This is a genomic window from Laceyella sacchari (assembly GCF_004343255.1).
Classification (GTDB): domain Bacteria; phylum Bacillota; class Bacilli; order Thermoactinomycetales; family Thermoactinomycetaceae; genus Laceyella; species Laceyella sacchari.
On record NZ_SMDD01000003.1, the window covers coordinates 271,908 to 288,684 of the forward strand.

Here is a 16,777-nt window from a genome sequence, read left to right on the forward strand (position 1 = left end):
TTACGCCTCCTGAATAATTGGAATAAGTAGAAAAAAATAAAAAGTGTAACACACGATCTAGAATTTCACATGTTACACTTTCGACAAATTCTAATTTATTTCCTTTTCTCCAAAAATAGACGGAATTGTTTTATAAAACTTCCAACATGAGCATCTCTTTTCTTATTTCTTCCAGTCTGGCTTTAATTTGATCAATCCTGTGAAAGTTGTTGTTTTTAAGGGCTTCATACAGCTTCTCCAACTCCTCATCCAATTCCATTCGCAGAATTGGAATGCGCTCCTCCGCATCCTGGCAACGGTAGACTCTGATTACCTCTTCCATGGTCCACTACACCCCTTTTATATGCTTGGGCTTTGGGTCCCAACCGCCGACCTTAAAGGTTAGCTTGGATACAGCATTGCCCCAACCAAGGTGAATTAAACCTGGGACACAAATCAACTTTCTCAATTATGTTACGCTATCATCCTAGCTAGGGGCACGGTGAACCACTCAAATAAATTTTTAAATTTTTAGAAATTAACTCTCTAAAATTTTTATCTATCTCGTGATTGTGGTAAGATAAGTCCGCAACCGCTTTTCTTTGGTCCCGGCAACGTCCTTGCGCCGCCGGACTCAGTTTGATGATACGGATGGTGATGATTATGACGATACCCGGTTTTATCGAACAAGACTTTCAGGTTTTTGACATTGATGGGCTCGAACCTCGCATGAACGCAATCAAACAACACATTCAACCCAAGTTTGACATCATCGGGCAACACCTTTCCTCCTTTCTGACCATGCAATTGGGCGAACCCGTCAGCACACATATCGCCAAACACGCCCGCCGCACCGTCAATCCGCCGGACGAAACCTGGGTAGCCTGGTCCACAAGCAAGCGCGGATACAAAGGATTGCCCCACTTTCAATTAGGGATTCGCGACGATCATCTCTTCATCTGGTTTGCCCTGATCTACGAATGCGACCGGAAGCAACCCTTTGCCCGCCGATTGCGCGAAGAGTTCGACCGCTACTGGGCTCTGATTCCCAATACATACTATTTCTCCCAAGACCACACCCGGCCCGATGTCACCCGCAAAGCGGACTTGACCGACGAGCAAGCTCACAAGATGCTCGAGCGCTTGGAAAAAGTGAAAAAGGCAGAGTTTTTGTGCGGACGCATCATTCCACGGGAAGAAGCTTGTCGATTGTCGGGTGACGATTTGATCAAGCAAATTGAATCCACTTACGAAACACTAAACCCGCTGTACCGTTTGGCGATGGAATAAAACAGCCACATCTGTTTAGAAACACTTGACTATCCAGGTCATGTTTGGCATCAAGTTATTAGAAAAAAGCGGTGGAAAAACCCTTTTCTTGAGGAGCGTCTTGTCATGTATGAAACACTTGAGAAAAACGGTTTTGAAGCCGCTTGCCTTTATCAGACATGTGTTAGAATGATATATTTACGCCAGACCATTTCCCATTTCGATTTCCCACATGCTTTGAAACCCGCTTACACCTTTCAAACCCCTTGCCCCCAAGCACTCTCCGCAGTATAAAAAAACATCTTGCAGGCGTTTTTTGCCGTGTTTCCGCCGTCTTTCCCCGTTCAACCAACTGTCTAATTTTACTTATGAAATTTTTCTTTTGTTGCCGTATTGTTTTTGTTATACTAACGGTCGTGCATACAATCAACCATTTCCGTATGTTCATGCGGTTTATGTGATAAAGCGATAAAGGTAAAGGCAGGCAACGCATATGAACAATAAACAATACCAAACTCCTTTATTTACGAAATTGAGAGAACACGCAAACCTCAACCCGATCCAATTTCACATCCCTGGCCATAAGAAAGGGCAGGGCATGGATCCTGAATACCGTGATTTCATCGGGTTGAATGCCTTGTCGATCGACTTGATCAATATCGCCCCTCTCGATGACCTGCACCATCCCCAGGGCATTATTCAGGAAGCCCAACAGCTGGCGGCAGAAGCCTTTGGCGCGGATCATACCTTTTTTTCCATCCAAGGCACCAGCGGAGCGATTATGACCATGGTGATGTCCGTTGTTGGCCCCGGCGACAAAATCATCGTGCCGCGCAATGTGCACAAATCCGTCCTGTCGGCAATCATCTTGGCGGGAGCGTTGCCCATTTTTGTACATCCGGAAATGGACAAAACCTTGGGTATCGCCCATGGCATCACTGCCAGCCAAGTGGAAAAGGCGCTGGCACTGCACCCGGAAGCCAAAGCAGTGTTGGTCATTAATCCCACGTATTACGGCGTTGCTGGCAATCTCAAGGAGATTGTCGATCTGGTTCACCGACACGGTATTCCCGTGCTCGTCGATGAAGCACATGGGGTACTTACTCACTTCCATGACCGTTTGCCCCTCTCAGCAATGGACGCCGGGGCCGATATGGCCGCAACCAGCGTCCACAAATTGGGTGGCTCGCTCACTCAAAGCTCTGTGTTAAATGTCCGTGAGGGTTTGGTTAGCCCGGCACGCGTGCAATCCATTATCAGCATGTTGACTACGACTTCTACGTCCTACATCCTGTTAGCATCGCTGGACGCCGCCCGCCGCTATTTGGCCGTAAACGGCAAAGCGATCATCGAAGAAACCCTGCGCCTGGCCGATTACGCCCGACGGCAAATCAATGAAATTGCCGGTTTGCGCTGCGTCGGCCGAGAATGGCTGGGAAGCGACGCGCTTTATGACTTGGATGAAACCAAACTTCTCATTCATTTGGAAAATCTGACCATCAACGGGAATGAAGCAGAAAACTGGTTGCGCGAAAACTACCAGATCGAAGTAGAACTCAGCGATTTGCACAACTTGCTCTGCTTAATCACACCTGGAGACACCCAAGAAACCATCGATCAACTTCTTAACGCACTCAAGGACATGTCTGATCGCTTTTACCAAGACAAATGTCATTCTCCGGTGGAAATCCGCCTTCCTGAGATCCCCAGATTGGTTCTGTCTCCGCGCGAAGCGTTTTACAGTGAGACGGAATCCATCTTGCTGAAGGAAGCAGCCGGCCGGGTGATCGCCGAGTTTATCATGATCTACCCTCCTGGCATTCCCATTTTGGCGCCGGGTGAAGAGATTACCGAAGAAAACATCTACTATATCGAAGAACATCTCCAAGCAGGCCTCCCCGTCCAAGGGCCGGAAGACCCCACTATGCGTAAGATTCGGGTAATCAAATAAGCCACCGTCAATTAGACGGTGGCTTTCAACGTTTATGTGAACCGCACCATTGTTTCAACGGCGGGCTTTTTATTTAATCAATCTTCCTATTAGCACATCGTAACAGACGTTCACAGCGCCAATTGGCCGCCGTGTGCTGCCCATTCGCTCACTTATTCGCTTTTCGCGTTGGCAGCTGTTTCCGTGTTTTCGCAGCCCGGGCATTTGCCATACAACGTGCCCACTTTCTCTGCCGGCACATAAGTAATCACTTCTTCACATGTTTGGCACACAATCGCTTCCATTGAAGTTCCCTCCCGAACTGATTTGCAAGCTTTTTTGTAAGCGCTCTTATTATGATGTCACTTATATTATATTATGACATACTATTTATGTCAAAGGGTGATTTATTTTGCCCATTCCCCCAAAAAAGCGCACAAAAAAAAGAGCAAATCCGAAGACTTGCTCTCACTGTCAATGCTCTGCTTCTATTTCCATTGTAATTGCGGGAAGGTTGCTTCTGAAAAACAGCGCAATCTCCTCCGCTTCTTCTCGTGAACGAAGATTAAAGATCTTCTGCAGATATTCCAAATTCTCAGTATCCTCCATTGAAAGCAGAGAGGAGCGTCCGGTTTGCATGCAAACAACAAGCGGCTTACCAAAAAACATGTGGGTGTACACGATTCCGAAGTCGTATCGGCCGTGCTCGGAAATGAAACCGACGAAGCGCACTTTCGCTTTTTCGGACTCGTCATACAGTCGTTCATAAAGACTCATCTAATCTCCTCCTCACTTTCTTTGAAGAATGGGAAAGACATTGCCAAAAGCAATGTCCTCGGTCAAGTGGTTTTCCACAGAAGCCCGTGGGACAGGGCTATTACTTATTTCCCCACCCGCATATCAATGAAACCTTTTTTTCATGAATTATATTTTTCTACTTTCGTTTCAAAAAGAGACGCCAACTCCATAAACAGAGAAACATCTTCTTCATCAATCACATTTGCACGTTTGGAGATCACAACAAGCACGCCGATCAAATGATGCCCTCGATAGAATGGCATATACACTTCGACCCTTCCGGACAATCGTTCGCGAACCATGCTCCCTCTAGCTGCAGCTACACTGATCAACCCTTCCCCGAAAGGAATCCGCTGTGGCAGGAGTCGCTCCCCTTCATCGTGACGTAACACAAAAGCATAATCCTGAACCAAATATATGCTTACCCATTGGTAACCGGGCACCTTTTTTTGCAATGACTCACACACAAATTGGTAAAGATCGTTCACTTGATCCGCGCATTTATCCGAAACGACGCCGATCTCTGAGCGTAACTCGTCGAGCAAATCCACTTTACGCATCAGAAAAGCCTCCAAATCCGTAGAATAGAAAAAATTTTAACATGACCGCATACACGGGACAAGTCATTATATTTCAATTTTTTAAAAAACATGATGAATCCATCATGAAGCTTGCAAAAATCGCGCGATTTTTCCGCTACCTTCCTATTTCCGAAAAAACCGAACCTCAAACATGTTGTGGTTAAGCAATCTTCAATCCATCGCAACGTGACCGGTGTCCAAATAATGAGATTTGATTGATTTGCGCAACCATTTCACCCCGTGCTAAGATGGAAATAAAAAAACATTAGCCATGGATGAGGAGCGAGTTTTCATTGAATAAAAGCGCATACATCAAGCTGGTGAAAGGTTCTGCGCAAACGGAGGTTACTCTGGCCGATGTAAAAGAACTCTTGGTTCGATACCAACATATGACTTCACTGACCGGCCAGCAGCTGGACTGGGATTATCAAGCGGCTGCTTTTCCTTACACCATCGAAGAACAGGAACAAGATGACGTCCCCTATCTGGTTCTAAAAGGGACAGAGCCCCACTTATACCGCGGCTTAGTAATTGGCGTCAGCCAGGAAGAAGATACCGGCACCCCTTACGTCCAATTGGTTTTGCCGGAGCAAGCAACGCATGGCGACCTCGCCAAAGGAAACGAATTCTCCAAGTACATAGCCAAACAGCTTAAAGCCGAACTCCACTTATTCAACGGCCGCATCATTTATTACAATCCACGCAAATGAAAAGCACCCTGGGAGTCTCCCAGGGCGCCTTCATTTCCCTTGCGTTTAAAGCGGTTAACTTACCGAATAATCTTCACTGTCAATACGGAACATCCAACTCCAGATCAAGCTCATTTTCCACGCGGTACAACTCTTGCAAAAACTCGGCAAATTTCTCTTTGTCCTGTTGCTCGTAACAGCGGGCCAACTTGAGAATCACCTTGTGCTCTTGTGGCTTGTCCCCCTTTTTGCGTGCCATCTTCCACACTTTTTCATACACTTGAATCGCATCACTGTAAGCGCCTTGCTTAGCGTGACAGTCACCCAAAACAATGTACGTTTCCCGATGTGGCATGGTTTGGTGATTTCGTTCACAAATAGCCACAGCCTCTTCCAACACCTGTTTGGCTTCGTCGCTTTTTCCTTGTTCCAGCAATACCATCCCCAAATATGTATGCGTTTTTATTTTTAATTCATCCGCTTTAATTTTTTCTTGCAAGCAGAGTGCCGTGCGGAAACAATCCTCCGCCTCATCCCATTGGCCCTTGCGCAAATGGATGCCGCCCAGCATCATCCACAGCTCGGATGCATGTTCCGGCTTTTTGTTGATACGGGCCAGTTCAATCCCCGCTGTAGCGTGGGTCACCGCTTCATCATACAATTTGAGCTTGGTCAGCATGGAAACCCGTGACTGCGACAAATTTAGCACCACTTCCACATTTTTGATCTCATCGATCTGTTGCCACAAATCTTCGATCAGCCGCAGGCCTTCTTCGATCCGATCCAGCTTTTCCAACACTTTCACCTTCGCCGCCAGCAACATGCTTTTATAATCGCTGCGCTCACCCGCCTCTTGGAAATGCTCTATGCCTTCTTCTACATACTTCAAGGCTTGATCCGCATCATGCACTTCCATCGCAATGCGTCCCAGTTCATGATAACTAGCCGCTTTTATGTTACTTTTCTGCCACTCCCCCTTCTGGTCGACGATCCGAATCGCTTCTAAAAAATGATTTTGTGATTTCACCCAATTTTTCTTCTGCAAATAGATTTTCCCACGCAAAAAATGAACATAAGCTGTGGACAAGTGATTGTTAGGCACCGCCAATTTGCGCAATTTCTCCAAGCCTTTATCGGGATTCATCAAGTCAACGATACTTTCCACAGCCGCCAGCTTTAATTCCATTTGTTCTTCTTCCTGCTTTTCTTTAGCCCACAATTCATGAATCTGCTCCAGGTTCACACCCAGTTTGTCAGCAATGTACCGAACCTTTTCCTCGTTTACATAGGTGATGCCCCGCTCAATATTGCTGATCGTGGAAGGGGAAATAAAGTCATCAGCCAGATCCTCTAACCTCAGACCTAGTTCTTTCCTCCGTTTTCGCAACAATTCACCAATTTGGCTGGGATGAATATACTCCATTCGCTCATTCACCTCTTCATCAAGGATTGCATCGCAACCCCAACAAATTAATTGAAATTTTACCGCATTCTAATCCCTTGATAGAAAGATTATTAAACTTTCAAATGAAAAGCCGGTTTGACATAAATTTTTCCAGGATGTATACTCTTCGTATCACAATAATAAATTTTCAGTAAAATAAAACGAAAGGATTGAAGCGATGCTAAAATTGCTTATCTCCGGAAAGCCTTCAGAACTACACCCCTTCCTGTTTGACCTTGCCACACAACCACAATATCATATGCAATTGCACACCATTGAACAATCCCCCTCCCAAACGGGAGAAGCAAAGGTGGAAGCACAGCTTCAGTTTGTACCAACCCATCGCAATCCACTGCAAATCACGTTGCTCACAGACACAGGTGAGGAAATTCACATCCACTTTGTCGATGGACACATGGTCAAAATGGATGAAACAGTCACTTTTATCAGTGGGAAAGTTTATGACATATTTGGATAGAAAAAAGCCCCATCAACTCGGCTGGTAGGGGCATGAAGAAAAGTTGGTCTATTCTATATTGTAGCATAATTACCGGTGTATGGTAAGTGTCAATGCTAAGGATTCAGCCCCTTTCCCAGGCATCTCGTCCGGGAAAGGGGCTGAAGGATGTTCATATCACTTGAAACAAGTAAACTGAACCCACAGCAAACGCACTACCCAAGCAAGTGCCAATCAACACATCGGTGGGGTAATGCAAAGCCAGATACATGCGAGAAAATCCGATAATGATGGCATATGGCAGTAAAATAGCCATAAATACCGTCGAATGCAGGATAAACGTCATCGCGACAGAGAACGCCGCCGTCGTATGCCCCGACGGGAAAGAATAGTCCGTCAGCGGGTTGGGGAACGTATGCAAATGCTCCAACCGCAGATAAGGACGGATTCGAGGCATCAGCATCTTCAGCACGCGCACGATCAAATGGCTGCCTGCGAGGGCGATCACACCTTCAACCGCCCATGTTTTAAACTCTTTGGGCATAAACAGATACCACGCAAGCAGAAAACCGATCGTAGCTGTGGGGCCACCCAGATGAGTGATCCGCGGCATCAACCAATCCAACCAACGGCATTTCCAATGACAATTGACCAGTTGAATCAATGAATGATCATATCGGGTCACCCACGAAGCAATCCCTTTCAAACTGCCTCACCTCCGCCCCGTTTCAGCGTAAAATCCCTATACATTGCCATGGTAATCAAATTGTTTGAAGAGAAGGTAAATGGGGTGTTAATCTTTGCCGGGAGATCAACACCCATGTCTATGTTTATCAATCGAAAACACCTTCCAAAATCATCCTGCGCTCTTTTAAACTATATTGTTTCCAGAACCATTCTCCGTAGAGAAACAGATCTAAGTGCAAATGCAATCCTTCATCGTTACCTTTCGCTCCGTCACTCGTTCCGGAATTCCCCACATAACCGATGATGTCACCAGCTTTGATTTTTTGCCCTACCTGCACGTGAGGATCAATCCGATCTAAATGCACATAGCGCGCCATCAACCCTTTGTCGTGTTGAATCCAAACCGAGCGACCCCGCATGCGATCAAGAATGTCTTCAGGGGTTTGTCCATCATTGTCGGCCCCTTTCGCCAACAACGCTTCCCGCTCTGGCGTCGTCATTTCCCGATAATCATGATCTGCCCGCACAACCACTCCATCAGCGATCGAATAAACGGGCGTGTTGCGGTCAATCCGAGTACCGGTGGCATAACTGTACCAATCAAGCCCTTCATGCACCCCATTGCGATATGTCCGGGGTGCACCTGGCAAATGGGAAGCTCTGGTACTGACATGCGCGCCCTTGATCGGCTTTTCAACAAAAGACAGATATTGGATCATGCCCTTAACAGAGAAGGTTGGCAAGTCCGGCTACCGGGCAAACGCCGGTACAGCATCCTCATCCACAAACCATATCGCCTTGCCACTCTCAATGTTGAGTGTTTGCCCAAACACCTCTTGCAGGATAGACACGGGAATGAAAACCTCCGACTCCTCAATGAGCGGCGGCTCCTCGAGTGGCGCGTAAATGCCATTCAGATTCATGACCGCAATGTTGCGAACCAACTCCAGCCGTGTCTCGCGGTAAGTGAGCGTCATCTTGCCCGACCGCAAATCAACCTGTCCCTTGATCGGCAGGTGTCGTTTGACCTCATCCAGTTTGATATAGGCGGACCCGTTTTTGTGGATCAACGTCAAAGCGATGCCCTGCTGTTTGCCAGGGTTTGGTTGCTCTTCGTCGGGCTCGGGATCAGGTTTAGCCGTGACAGGAGGCATTTGGGGCTTCGCAATCGGTTTGGGTCTTTCCCCGGACGAATATGGAGATTCCGTTGACGTCAAATCAGCTTTGACCCATTCCTCCATCATTTGCAACCACGCTTTATTGCTTGGAGGCATAAAGACAATCAGTCCGGACAAGCTTACCATCGTTATGAATAAAGATGCCTTGTTCATGGTCATCTCCTTGATCATGCCGTTTTTCTCATCAGTCAAGAACAAAACAAGCGACTTCAACAACTTGAGAAAGGAAAATGGCTTTTTCTCTTAAACGGCGGCTTTTGGAATAACCGATAGGCAAGCTTGACGCATGCAAGCCATTTACCCTTTTGCCTAACCATTGTAAGCTGAGTCGAAATGGAGGGTCAACCGCTCTCTGTAGCGTAAATATTTCGATTCAATGAAATTGCGTTTCCCTGCGTTCAATTATAAAAGCCCTTCGCACCTCATGGGCGAAGGGTTTTCGTAGCCGAAGCAGCCAAGCGCCGTTTCAAACGCAAGCAGGCATGCCCGCCGCATACAACCTATTCAGTCAATACCTTGTTCAACTCCGCGCTCACTTCGACAAATCGCCGTTGGGCTGCCATGAACACATCGAGTGGGAGAGTTTCATCAAATCCTTGCAACAGCCATTCATATTCATGAAGCACTTGATCGCGCAATGTTTGTTTTACCCGGTCCACTGACACTTGCCACGCCATGGCATAGTGCGAGCCCCACTCCGTCTTGCATTGCTCCAAATAGGCAGTCACTTCTTGTTCCAGTACGCTCTTCAATTCGCTTTCCATCCGTGCTTTTTCTCCTTTTTCAAAAAAGGCTTTGGCGCTTTTGAACAAGCTGAGCGCTTTTTTAAACGAGGCAGGAGATAGATTGGTCAGCGGTTCTTTCAGCACGGGGGAGGCAATGCCCTCCTCACTGTGGAAAGTGGTTTGAAAGTCAGGGCGTACAGCTTCCAAGCGTTTGGCGATGGTCTGCGACAAAGCGCTTTCCGTCCGTGCGATCCATTTTTCCATCCGAAGTGCCGTCGCCCGCATTTCCTGAGACAAGTCGTGTTTGATGAATTCAACCAATTCCCAGACGCAACCTTGCAACTTCTCTTTGACCTGTCCATCTTCCTTCAGTGCCGACGGGTTAAATATCTCAGTGAACACATCATGGTAGCGATAAAACATCCGTTGTTTCACATAATAGAACAACTCATTCAATTCTTGTTCCAAGGCCTGCTCTTCTGCTTTCCCACCACTGGTACTGATGATGCGTTCCATCGCTTCCCGCTCGGCAACCAGCGCCTGCCTGCTCGCTTCCTTTTCCGCTTTGCTCTGTGTTAGAGCTTGCCCCATCTGTTCCAGCATGTGCTCGGCCCGTTGCACTTCACTCCCCAACTGTTTCAATGAAACCTCTGTCAGGTCGTGCAGAATAAACGACAGAAACGCTTGTTTAAACTGTGCCATGCGCTCGTCCTCGGAATCGGCCAAAGCCTGTAAGCTGGACAGTGCAAACAAGCGCGGATGGCGAATGCCGTATTGTTGCAACTGGCTTTCGATATATTGACGCACCATGGCCAGCTCCTCTTCGGACGAAGCCAGGTCAGCGGCATTGATCACAAAAAACATCTTATCCAGGGAAAAGACATCTTTCACCCGGCCCAACTGAATCAGAAACTCACGGTCAGCACGGGAAAAAGGATGGTTGTAATAAGTGACATATATGATGGCGTCGCTGTTTTTAATGTATTGAAAGGCCACTTCCGTATGACGCGCATGGATCGAATCTGCTCCGGGCGTATCCACGATGGTGACCCCCTGGCGGGTCAACGGCGCATCATAATACAACGTGACGGATTCTACAAACGCCGATTTTGCTTCGTTGGCTACAAAGGCTTCACACTCTGCTTGCGAAACCACTTTTTCGCCACCCAGCTCGTCCGCCAACTCCCCGTATCCTTGTTGAATAGCCCGCAAGAAGGGAAGCGCTAGCTTCTGCTTGGTGAAAGTGGTCGGTTCGCGCAGCAGCTCCTCGATCCCCGCCACCGCGGCTTCCAGAGATTCCACTTCCCGCTGGAATAAGGCAGCTACTTGCTTAAGGTCTTGAAAAAGGGCTTCCCGCGATTTGAAACGAATGACCGCCTCTCCATGGGCATATTTTTCTGTCGGCGGGCAAATACGGTGAATCGTAGCCGTCGTAGGATGTGGAGACACTGGCAATACGCGATCACCCAACAACGCATTGGCAAAAGAGGATTTTCCGGCACTAAACGCACCAAACAACGCCACCGTATATTGTTTTCCCTCGATACGAGACCGTTTTTCCGCCCATTCCTCACGCAACTGAGCGAAGTTTGGCAACTCTTGCAAGCTTTGTTCCGCTTGTTTCACCAACTGTAGCACCCAATTCGTCCGCATCGCTGCTTTAGGTGCTTGTGGCGTATCAACCACCCGCGCTATAGTCGGCTGCTCTAATGCAACCGTTGCATCGGCCAACTTCACTTCATAGCGTTGCCGGGCACCTGGGATCTCTTCATGGAGCAGGTAAGCAAGGTCAAACTCGGCGACGTCAATATCGCCGCGAACTACCTGAAGGAGATATGCTTCATATTCGGCCAGTTCCCGATCTTTCGCCGCCAACTGCTGTTCCGCTGCCAACGCTTGCTTGATGTTGTTGATTTGTGCTGTCAACTGCGTTTGTAGCGCTTGCATCCGTTCAGCCTGTTCTCCCGCCATACGGTCATAGATGGTTTCCGCCCATTCGCGCGCCCGTTTTTTGATTGCTTGTGCCAAATCCTCGGCGTAAGTCAACACATAGGCACCTGACCACTCCGCTCCCGGTTTGATCACTTGAAGCGGCAATTCCGGAGTCACCCATGAGACAGACTGATAAATCGTTTCACTGATGGGGTCCGTGTCCAATTGCCGCTCTTTGGCAAACTGCATGAGATGCGCCTTGAGATGAACTTCCAGTTGCGTTTCCACCGTCTGGCGCAATTGTTCATAAAATGCAAGACGACGCCGTTCTTTCTCTTGCTCCGTTTTTTTGGCGCTGAACAGAAAACCCACTTTGAACGGCGTCAACACCGTTTCCAAGTAAGCGCGTGCGACCTCGCGCAGATCTGCCGGCATCAGGTAAGCGTTTTGTAGCAAACGGTTCAGGCCGTGAACCCACGCCTCCCGCTCCCGTTCGCTTTGCCCGGCAAGTTGGCTCAACTCATTTTCGCACTCAGCCAGCCACTGGCTCATGCTGCGACCAGCAGGCGGCGTAACCGCGTGTAACATTTTCTCCAGCTTCACCCGTTCTTCTCGCTCTCGCGCCCTAAGCGCGTCCAGATGTTCACCGATCAGATACTCAGCTTCTTTGCGCGCGCTCTCTTCCATCCGATCTCTCTTGTGCATCAGTCGCCGGATCAGTGCCTTGCATTCCGCCAATTGATTGGCCGGATGCGACCGATCAGCAAGCGCAGTATAATATACGCCAGCCGGCTGAATTCCCCACTCGGCAAATGTTTTCTCCACATTTGCTTGATATGTGGCAAACGGAAGCTCTGCATCGCGATGTTTATCAATCTGGTTGATGATCAGATAAACTTCCTCTTTTCGTGCGATCAGCTGCTTAATAAATGAAAGATTCCCTTCTGACTGCACATGGTTATAATCCATCATGTAAAAGATGACATCCGCCAGATGCAAGGCAGATAGGGTGACCGCCTGATGCGCGTCATCGGCGGAATCCACTCCCGGGGTGTCCAACAGCGCGACACCTTCAGGCAAAGCTTCTGTCTCGCGCTTGATGTGAACTGCCAGCACCTCTTCCCCATTTTTGCACAAGGCCTTCAACTCTTGCTCAGTGTAGACTCCAGCAAAACGATGGACTTCTCCGGTGCTCAACAATAACGTAACCTCATCCTGGCCAGCCATGATTTTCACCACATTGGCACTGGTCGGAATCGGGCTGGTCGGCAAGATCGACTCACCGTACAACTCATTGAGCATAGAAGATTTGCCCGCCGAAAAATGCCCGCAAAATGCGATGGTCCATTCCCCTTTGGCCACTTTTCGCATCAAATCCGCCATTTTTTCCCGATGCTCTTCATCATGGCGCTCACCCATGGCTTGTTCCACCGCCGCCAAGCGGTGCAAAACCGGTTGGAATTTCACGTCAATCATGAAAGTGCGCTTCTCCTTTTGAACTCAGTCTAAACTCTGCATACGTTCATTATCTTACCATATTCGCGCAAGAAAGCGCCTCCTTGGAAAAACAAGAGCCAGCGCACCAGCCAAAGAGCCTGAACAATATTTTCCAAATCAGTTATAATGGAAGATACTCGATTCCATAAAAGAAGGTGTTCAACATGTCAACAATCATCGGGATCATCTCCCTCCTTTTGAACGCGGTGATTCTGTATCTCATCTTCCAGCGGGCGAATCGCGAAGGAAATGATTCATCGTTAAGCAAACAAGTGGAACGGTTGGAACTTAACCAAGAGCGATTGGAAAAATTAATGCGCGAAGAATTTGCCACCAATCGGTTGGAATGGAATCGCTCGATCATTGAAAATCGGCGCGACCTGAGCAACTCCTTCAACAATCTCACCCAATCCACCATCTCCACCATTCGTGAAAGCTCACGTCAACAAAAAGACCTGCTGGACAGTTTTTCCAAACAACTCAACGAAATGGCCATCATGACTGAACGCAAACAAGAACTGCTACGAGACAAAGTAGAAGAAAAATTAAACCAGCTTCAGGAAGCCAACCAGCAAAAGCTGGAGCAGATGCGGCAGACGGTTGACGAAAAATTGCATCAAACGTTGGAACAAAGGCTGGGTGAATCGTTCCAAATGGTCAGCGAGCGATTGGAACGGGTTCATAAAAGCTTGGGGGAAATGCACCATCTGGCCACCGGCGTCGACGATCTCCGCAAAGTCTTGTCCAATGTGAAGAACCGTGGGGTCTTGGGGGAAATCCAGCTGGAAAACATTTTGGAACAATTGCTAACGCCGGATCAATATAGCAAAAACGCCACAGTCAAAGAGAATAGCAAAGAGAATGTCGAATTCGCCATTAAATTGCCCGCCAAAGACGCGGAACGCTCACATCTGTTGCTCCCGATCGATTCCAAGTTTCCCTTGGACGATTACCAACGCCTCACCGAAGCACAAGAGCGCGGACAAGCCGATCAAGTCCAAGAAGCATTGAAAAACTTGGAAGCACGGATTAAGCAAGAAGCCAAAAAAATAGCGGATAAATACATCAATCCCCCGACAACCACCGACTTCGCCATCCTCTTTCTGCCGATCGAAGGTTTGTACGCCGAGATTTTACGGCGGCCCGGACTGTGGGAGCATATCCAGCGCAAATACAAAGTCGCGATCACCGGCCCCACCACATTGTCCGCCTTTTTGACCAGCCTGCACATGGGGTTCCGCACGCTGGCAATCCAAAAGCACACCAATGAAGCGTGGAAATGGTTAAGCCTGTTAAAAACAGAATTATTCAAGTTTGGCGACACTTTGACCAAAGCTCAGCGCAAGTTGGACGAGGCCAGCAAAACAATCGGTCAAGCAACCAAGCAAACGGAGACGATGAAAAAGAAACTGAACCGGGTGGAAAACCTTCCCGAGCTCGGTGGCTCAGAAACCTTGCCACTCGCGGCCAATGACGAGCGGGAATGAACCCGAAAACTGCATTTATTGCCTATAAAAAAGCCTAAGCAGTTGAAAAAGGGCCCGGCTCCTTTTTCAACTGCTCAGGCATCTTTGTTGCAGTTATGTCACGCTGTTCACATCACTTCGATTGCCAAACCGTGTTCCGTTCAAACAGGTCAGCCACCTCTTCTAACCTCGCCAACACTTCCCCTTCGGTCTCCCCGATCACCACCAACGTCACCGTATAATCCACACTGGTATGCGGCCCATCAAAATATTGGCCAGGCTCTGCCAGCAAACGGTATTCCGTCACCCAATCAGGAAGCTCGTCCGCTTTGGGGGCAGAGAGAAAAACCCCTTGCTTCGGCGGGATGCCGATAAAGCCAATCTGCGTCTTGGGTCCCCGCCCGCTCCGCACTTGCTCGGGCACAGTCACGGGCAATCCGCATTGGGCTTGTACCGCCAGTTTGGTCAAATCCAAATCAAACGCTTGGCGATATTCTTCACAAATGCGGGATCCTCCGGTCCGGCAAGCGATTTCACATAATATTAACTCATCCTCGGGGGTGTGGAACACCTCCGCGTGAAAAGTGGTATATTGCGGCGTGGGCAAAATATGAAGCACGTTCGTAACATAACACTGCAAGCGGGGCGTAAGCGGATTTTCCGGCTCCAGCAGATAGCTACCGAGATATTTCCCTTCCTGAAATGCAAGACAGTTATTCAAGTATTTGGAAGGCCAACAAAGCTCAATCACCCCATCAAGCACTATACCATCAATGTGGTACATTTCACCCTCGATAAACTTCTCCACTTCCAAATGGGGAGTTAATCCCTCTGCTAAATAGGCGATGGTATCTTCGTCGTCATGCAAAATCGTAGTATTTCGAGAGCCCATGCCATCGACTGGCTTTACCACGACGGGATATCCCTCTGCTTCGATAAAACGAACCAAATCGATTACCGAAGTGATTTCAGCAAACGGGGGAACCTTCACATTGGCCGCTTTGAGCAACGTCTTCATCTTCACCTTGTCACGAAAAGCAAGCGCGCTCTCCAACGACTGTCCTTCGATCCCCAAATGCTCCCTAAGTCTTGCCGCGCGCAAAATATCCCGCTCAGCAGTTGCAACAATCCGGCGAAATGGATTCTTTTTCGCCATCTGTAAAGCGACAAATTCAACCGCATTGTTATAGTCATAATTTTCAAAAGATAAGGCGCGCGCTTTTTCCTGAAACGCCGGCGCCAATTTTTGTTCCGTCAGGATCACCAACGGTTCGTTCAAGTCCTCCAGCCATTTGTCATAGGGTACATCATAATAAGGCAAGCGATTGAAAATTAAAATGCTCAACCCAAACGTTCCCCTTTCAATCCAAGATGTGTGAACACACCAAGCTTGCCCGGCTAGCAAGCTCGAACTTGTTGACAAAGTGGCCCGGAGCTGATTTTTGAGCCTGCGTTCCGTGGTTTTCTTAAGCGACAAGCAACTCCGCTTTCAAAAATCTCGCTCCTGCAGGGGCTCGTCTACACTGAGCTGGCTGACAAGCAAGCTCTTCCTCACCGCAAAACAGACTCATCGTTGAACCGAGTATTCACATCATAATTGCTGGAGATAATACGACGGACGCACGCTATTTCCCGTGGAGTGGGCATCCTCTGGCGGAAACCTGAAGACGTTGGTCTAACCTTTAGAAGAAGAGGTTAAACCGTCGGCACATCATGTCCAATCAGTAGGGGTTCTTTTTAATATTAGAGAAAACATAATATTTTGTCAATCTATTTATTAACTTTACTATCCGCTCCCCCGTAACGGCAGGAGCGGTCAATCATGATGTCGATTCCTCATCCTGCACTTCCGCCACCAGATGCGCGGGAATGCGAATATCCTGACACGCTTCTTCCATCCGCGACGCGCATTTCACCTGATCCTCAATCTGTCCTTCCAATCTGCTTTGCTGCTGATTGTTGTTCATGACAACCTCCTTTTTTTGCTTCAGTATGCCCTTCTTCTTCGCTCCTTACGCCGGGACCGGCCATTGAAAAAAGAGGTTGTTTCAGCATGCCTTAGCTACACGATCTATCCTTCATACGGAAAAATTTTTGGTGAATCCCCAGCAAAACAGATAGAATTCTAATCAATCTCGATCACTT

General features: G+C 48.1%; 16 protein-coding genes. 5 read left to right on the forward strand and 11 right to left on the reverse strand.

The features are described 5' to 3' along the window. Positions 1-130 precede the first annotated feature (130 nt). A complete protein-coding gene (locus EDC32_RS11630; RefSeq protein ID WP_102992891.1) occupies positions 131-322 on the reverse strand; it encodes a hypothetical protein in 192 nt (63 codons plus the stop codon). A gap of 320 nt (positions 323-642) precedes the next feature. Here EDC32_RS11630 and EDC32_RS11635 point away from each other — a divergent pair, with 320 nt between their 5' ends. Next, the gene (locus EDC32_RS11635) at positions 643-1,269 is read left to right on the forward strand and encodes a YktB family protein (RefSeq protein WP_132222387.1); all 627 of its coding nucleotides are present in this window, start codon (positions 643-645) and stop codon (positions 1,267-1,269) included. Positions 1,270-1,741: 472 nt separating this feature from the next. After that, complete coding sequence (locus EDC32_RS11640; RefSeq protein ID WP_132222389.1) at positions 1,742-3,199, forward strand: aminotransferase class I/II-fold pyridoxal phosphate-dependent enzyme; 1,458 nt, start codon at positions 1,742-1,744, stop codon at positions 3,197-3,199. Between the two features lie 152 nt (positions 3,200-3,351). Here EDC32_RS11640 and EDC32_RS11645 read toward each other — a convergent pair whose 3' ends face one another. From EDC32_RS11645 to EDC32_RS11655, 3 genes are all read right to left on the reverse strand, one after another. Next, positions 3,352-3,483: a GapA-binding peptide SR1P gene (locus EDC32_RS11645; RefSeq protein WP_132222391.1), complete on the reverse strand. Its 132-nt coding sequence runs from the start codon at positions 3,481-3,483 to the stop codon at positions 3,352-3,354. A 169-nt stretch (positions 3,484-3,652) separates the two neighbouring features. Further along, on the reverse strand, positions 3,653-3,955 hold the full coding sequence (locus EDC32_RS11650) for a DUF3055 domain-containing protein (RefSeq protein WP_022736556.1): 303 nt from the start codon (positions 3,953-3,955) through the stop codon (positions 3,653-3,655). 140 nt (positions 3,956-4,095) lie between these two features. Further along, on the reverse strand, positions 4,096-4,536 hold the full coding sequence (locus EDC32_RS11655; protein ID WP_132222393.1) for a GAF domain-containing protein: 441 nt from the start codon (positions 4,534-4,536) through the stop codon (positions 4,096-4,098). Positions 4,537-4,850: 314 nt separating this feature from the next. Here EDC32_RS11655 and EDC32_RS11660 point away from each other — a divergent pair, with 314 nt between their 5' ends. After that, the gene (locus EDC32_RS11660; protein ID WP_132222395.1) at positions 4,851-5,267 is read left to right on the forward strand and encodes a DUF1885 family protein; all 417 of its coding nucleotides are present in this window, start codon (positions 4,851-4,853) and stop codon (positions 5,265-5,267) included. Positions 5,268-5,346: 79 nt separating this feature from the next. Here the strand turns inward: EDC32_RS11660 and EDC32_RS11665 are convergent, their stop codons facing one another. Next, positions 5,347-6,669 (reverse strand): tetratricopeptide repeat protein, encoded by a 1,323-nt coding sequence (locus EDC32_RS11665; RefSeq protein ID WP_132222397.1) that lies wholly within the window; start codon positions 6,667-6,669, stop codon positions 5,347-5,349. 199 nt (positions 6,670-6,868) lie between these two features. Between EDC32_RS11665 and EDC32_RS11670 the strand changes: the two genes are divergently transcribed. Beyond that, positions 6,869-7,168 (forward strand): hypothetical protein, encoded by a 300-nt coding sequence (locus EDC32_RS11670; protein WP_132222399.1) that lies wholly within the window; start codon positions 6,869-6,871, stop codon positions 7,166-7,168. A 151-nt stretch (positions 7,169-7,319) separates the two neighbouring features. Here EDC32_RS11670 and EDC32_RS11675 read toward each other — a convergent pair whose 3' ends face one another. The 4 genes from EDC32_RS11675 to EDC32_RS11690 form a co-directional block, all read right to left on the reverse strand. Then, on the reverse strand, positions 7,320-7,853 hold the full coding sequence (locus EDC32_RS11675) for a phosphatase PAP2 family protein (RefSeq protein ID WP_022736562.1): 534 nt from the start codon (positions 7,851-7,853) through the stop codon (positions 7,320-7,322). A 127-nt stretch (positions 7,854-7,980) separates the two neighbouring features. Beyond that, positions 7,981-8,553 (reverse strand): M23 family metallopeptidase, encoded by a 573-nt coding sequence (locus tag EDC32_RS11680; RefSeq protein WP_132222401.1) that lies wholly within the window; start codon positions 8,551-8,553, stop codon positions 7,981-7,983. Between the two features lie 30 nt (positions 8,554-8,583). Beyond that, the gene (locus EDC32_RS11685; RefSeq protein WP_158283350.1) at positions 8,584-9,165 is read right to left on the reverse strand and encodes a stalk domain-containing protein; all 582 of its coding nucleotides are present in this window, start codon (positions 9,163-9,165) and stop codon (positions 8,584-8,586) included. A gap of 347 nt (positions 9,166-9,512) precedes the next feature. Continuing rightward, a complete protein-coding gene (locus EDC32_RS11690; protein ID WP_132222405.1) occupies positions 9,513-13,145 on the reverse strand; it encodes a dynamin family protein in 3,633 nt (1,210 codons plus the stop codon). A 185-nt stretch (positions 13,146-13,330) separates the two neighbouring features. Between EDC32_RS11690 and EDC32_RS11695 the strand changes: the two genes are divergently transcribed. After that, entirely contained in the window at positions 13,331-14,653 is a 1,323-nt protein-coding gene (locus EDC32_RS11695; RefSeq protein WP_132222407.1) for a DNA recombination protein RmuC, read from the forward strand. A 112-nt stretch (positions 14,654-14,765) separates the two neighbouring features. On the opposite strand, the gene EDC32_RS11700 is transcribed toward EDC32_RS11695, so the two are convergent. After that, positions 14,766-15,977, reverse strand: coding sequence for an ATP-grasp domain-containing protein (locus tag EDC32_RS11700; protein ID WP_132222409.1), 1,212 nt, complete (start codon positions 15,975-15,977; stop codon positions 14,766-14,768). A 475-nt stretch (positions 15,978-16,452) separates the two neighbouring features. Further along, a complete protein-coding gene (locus EDC32_RS16395; protein ID WP_158283351.1) occupies positions 16,453-16,599 on the reverse strand; it encodes a hypothetical protein in 147 nt (48 codons plus the stop codon). Between the last annotated feature and the right edge of the window lie 178 nt (positions 16,600-16,777).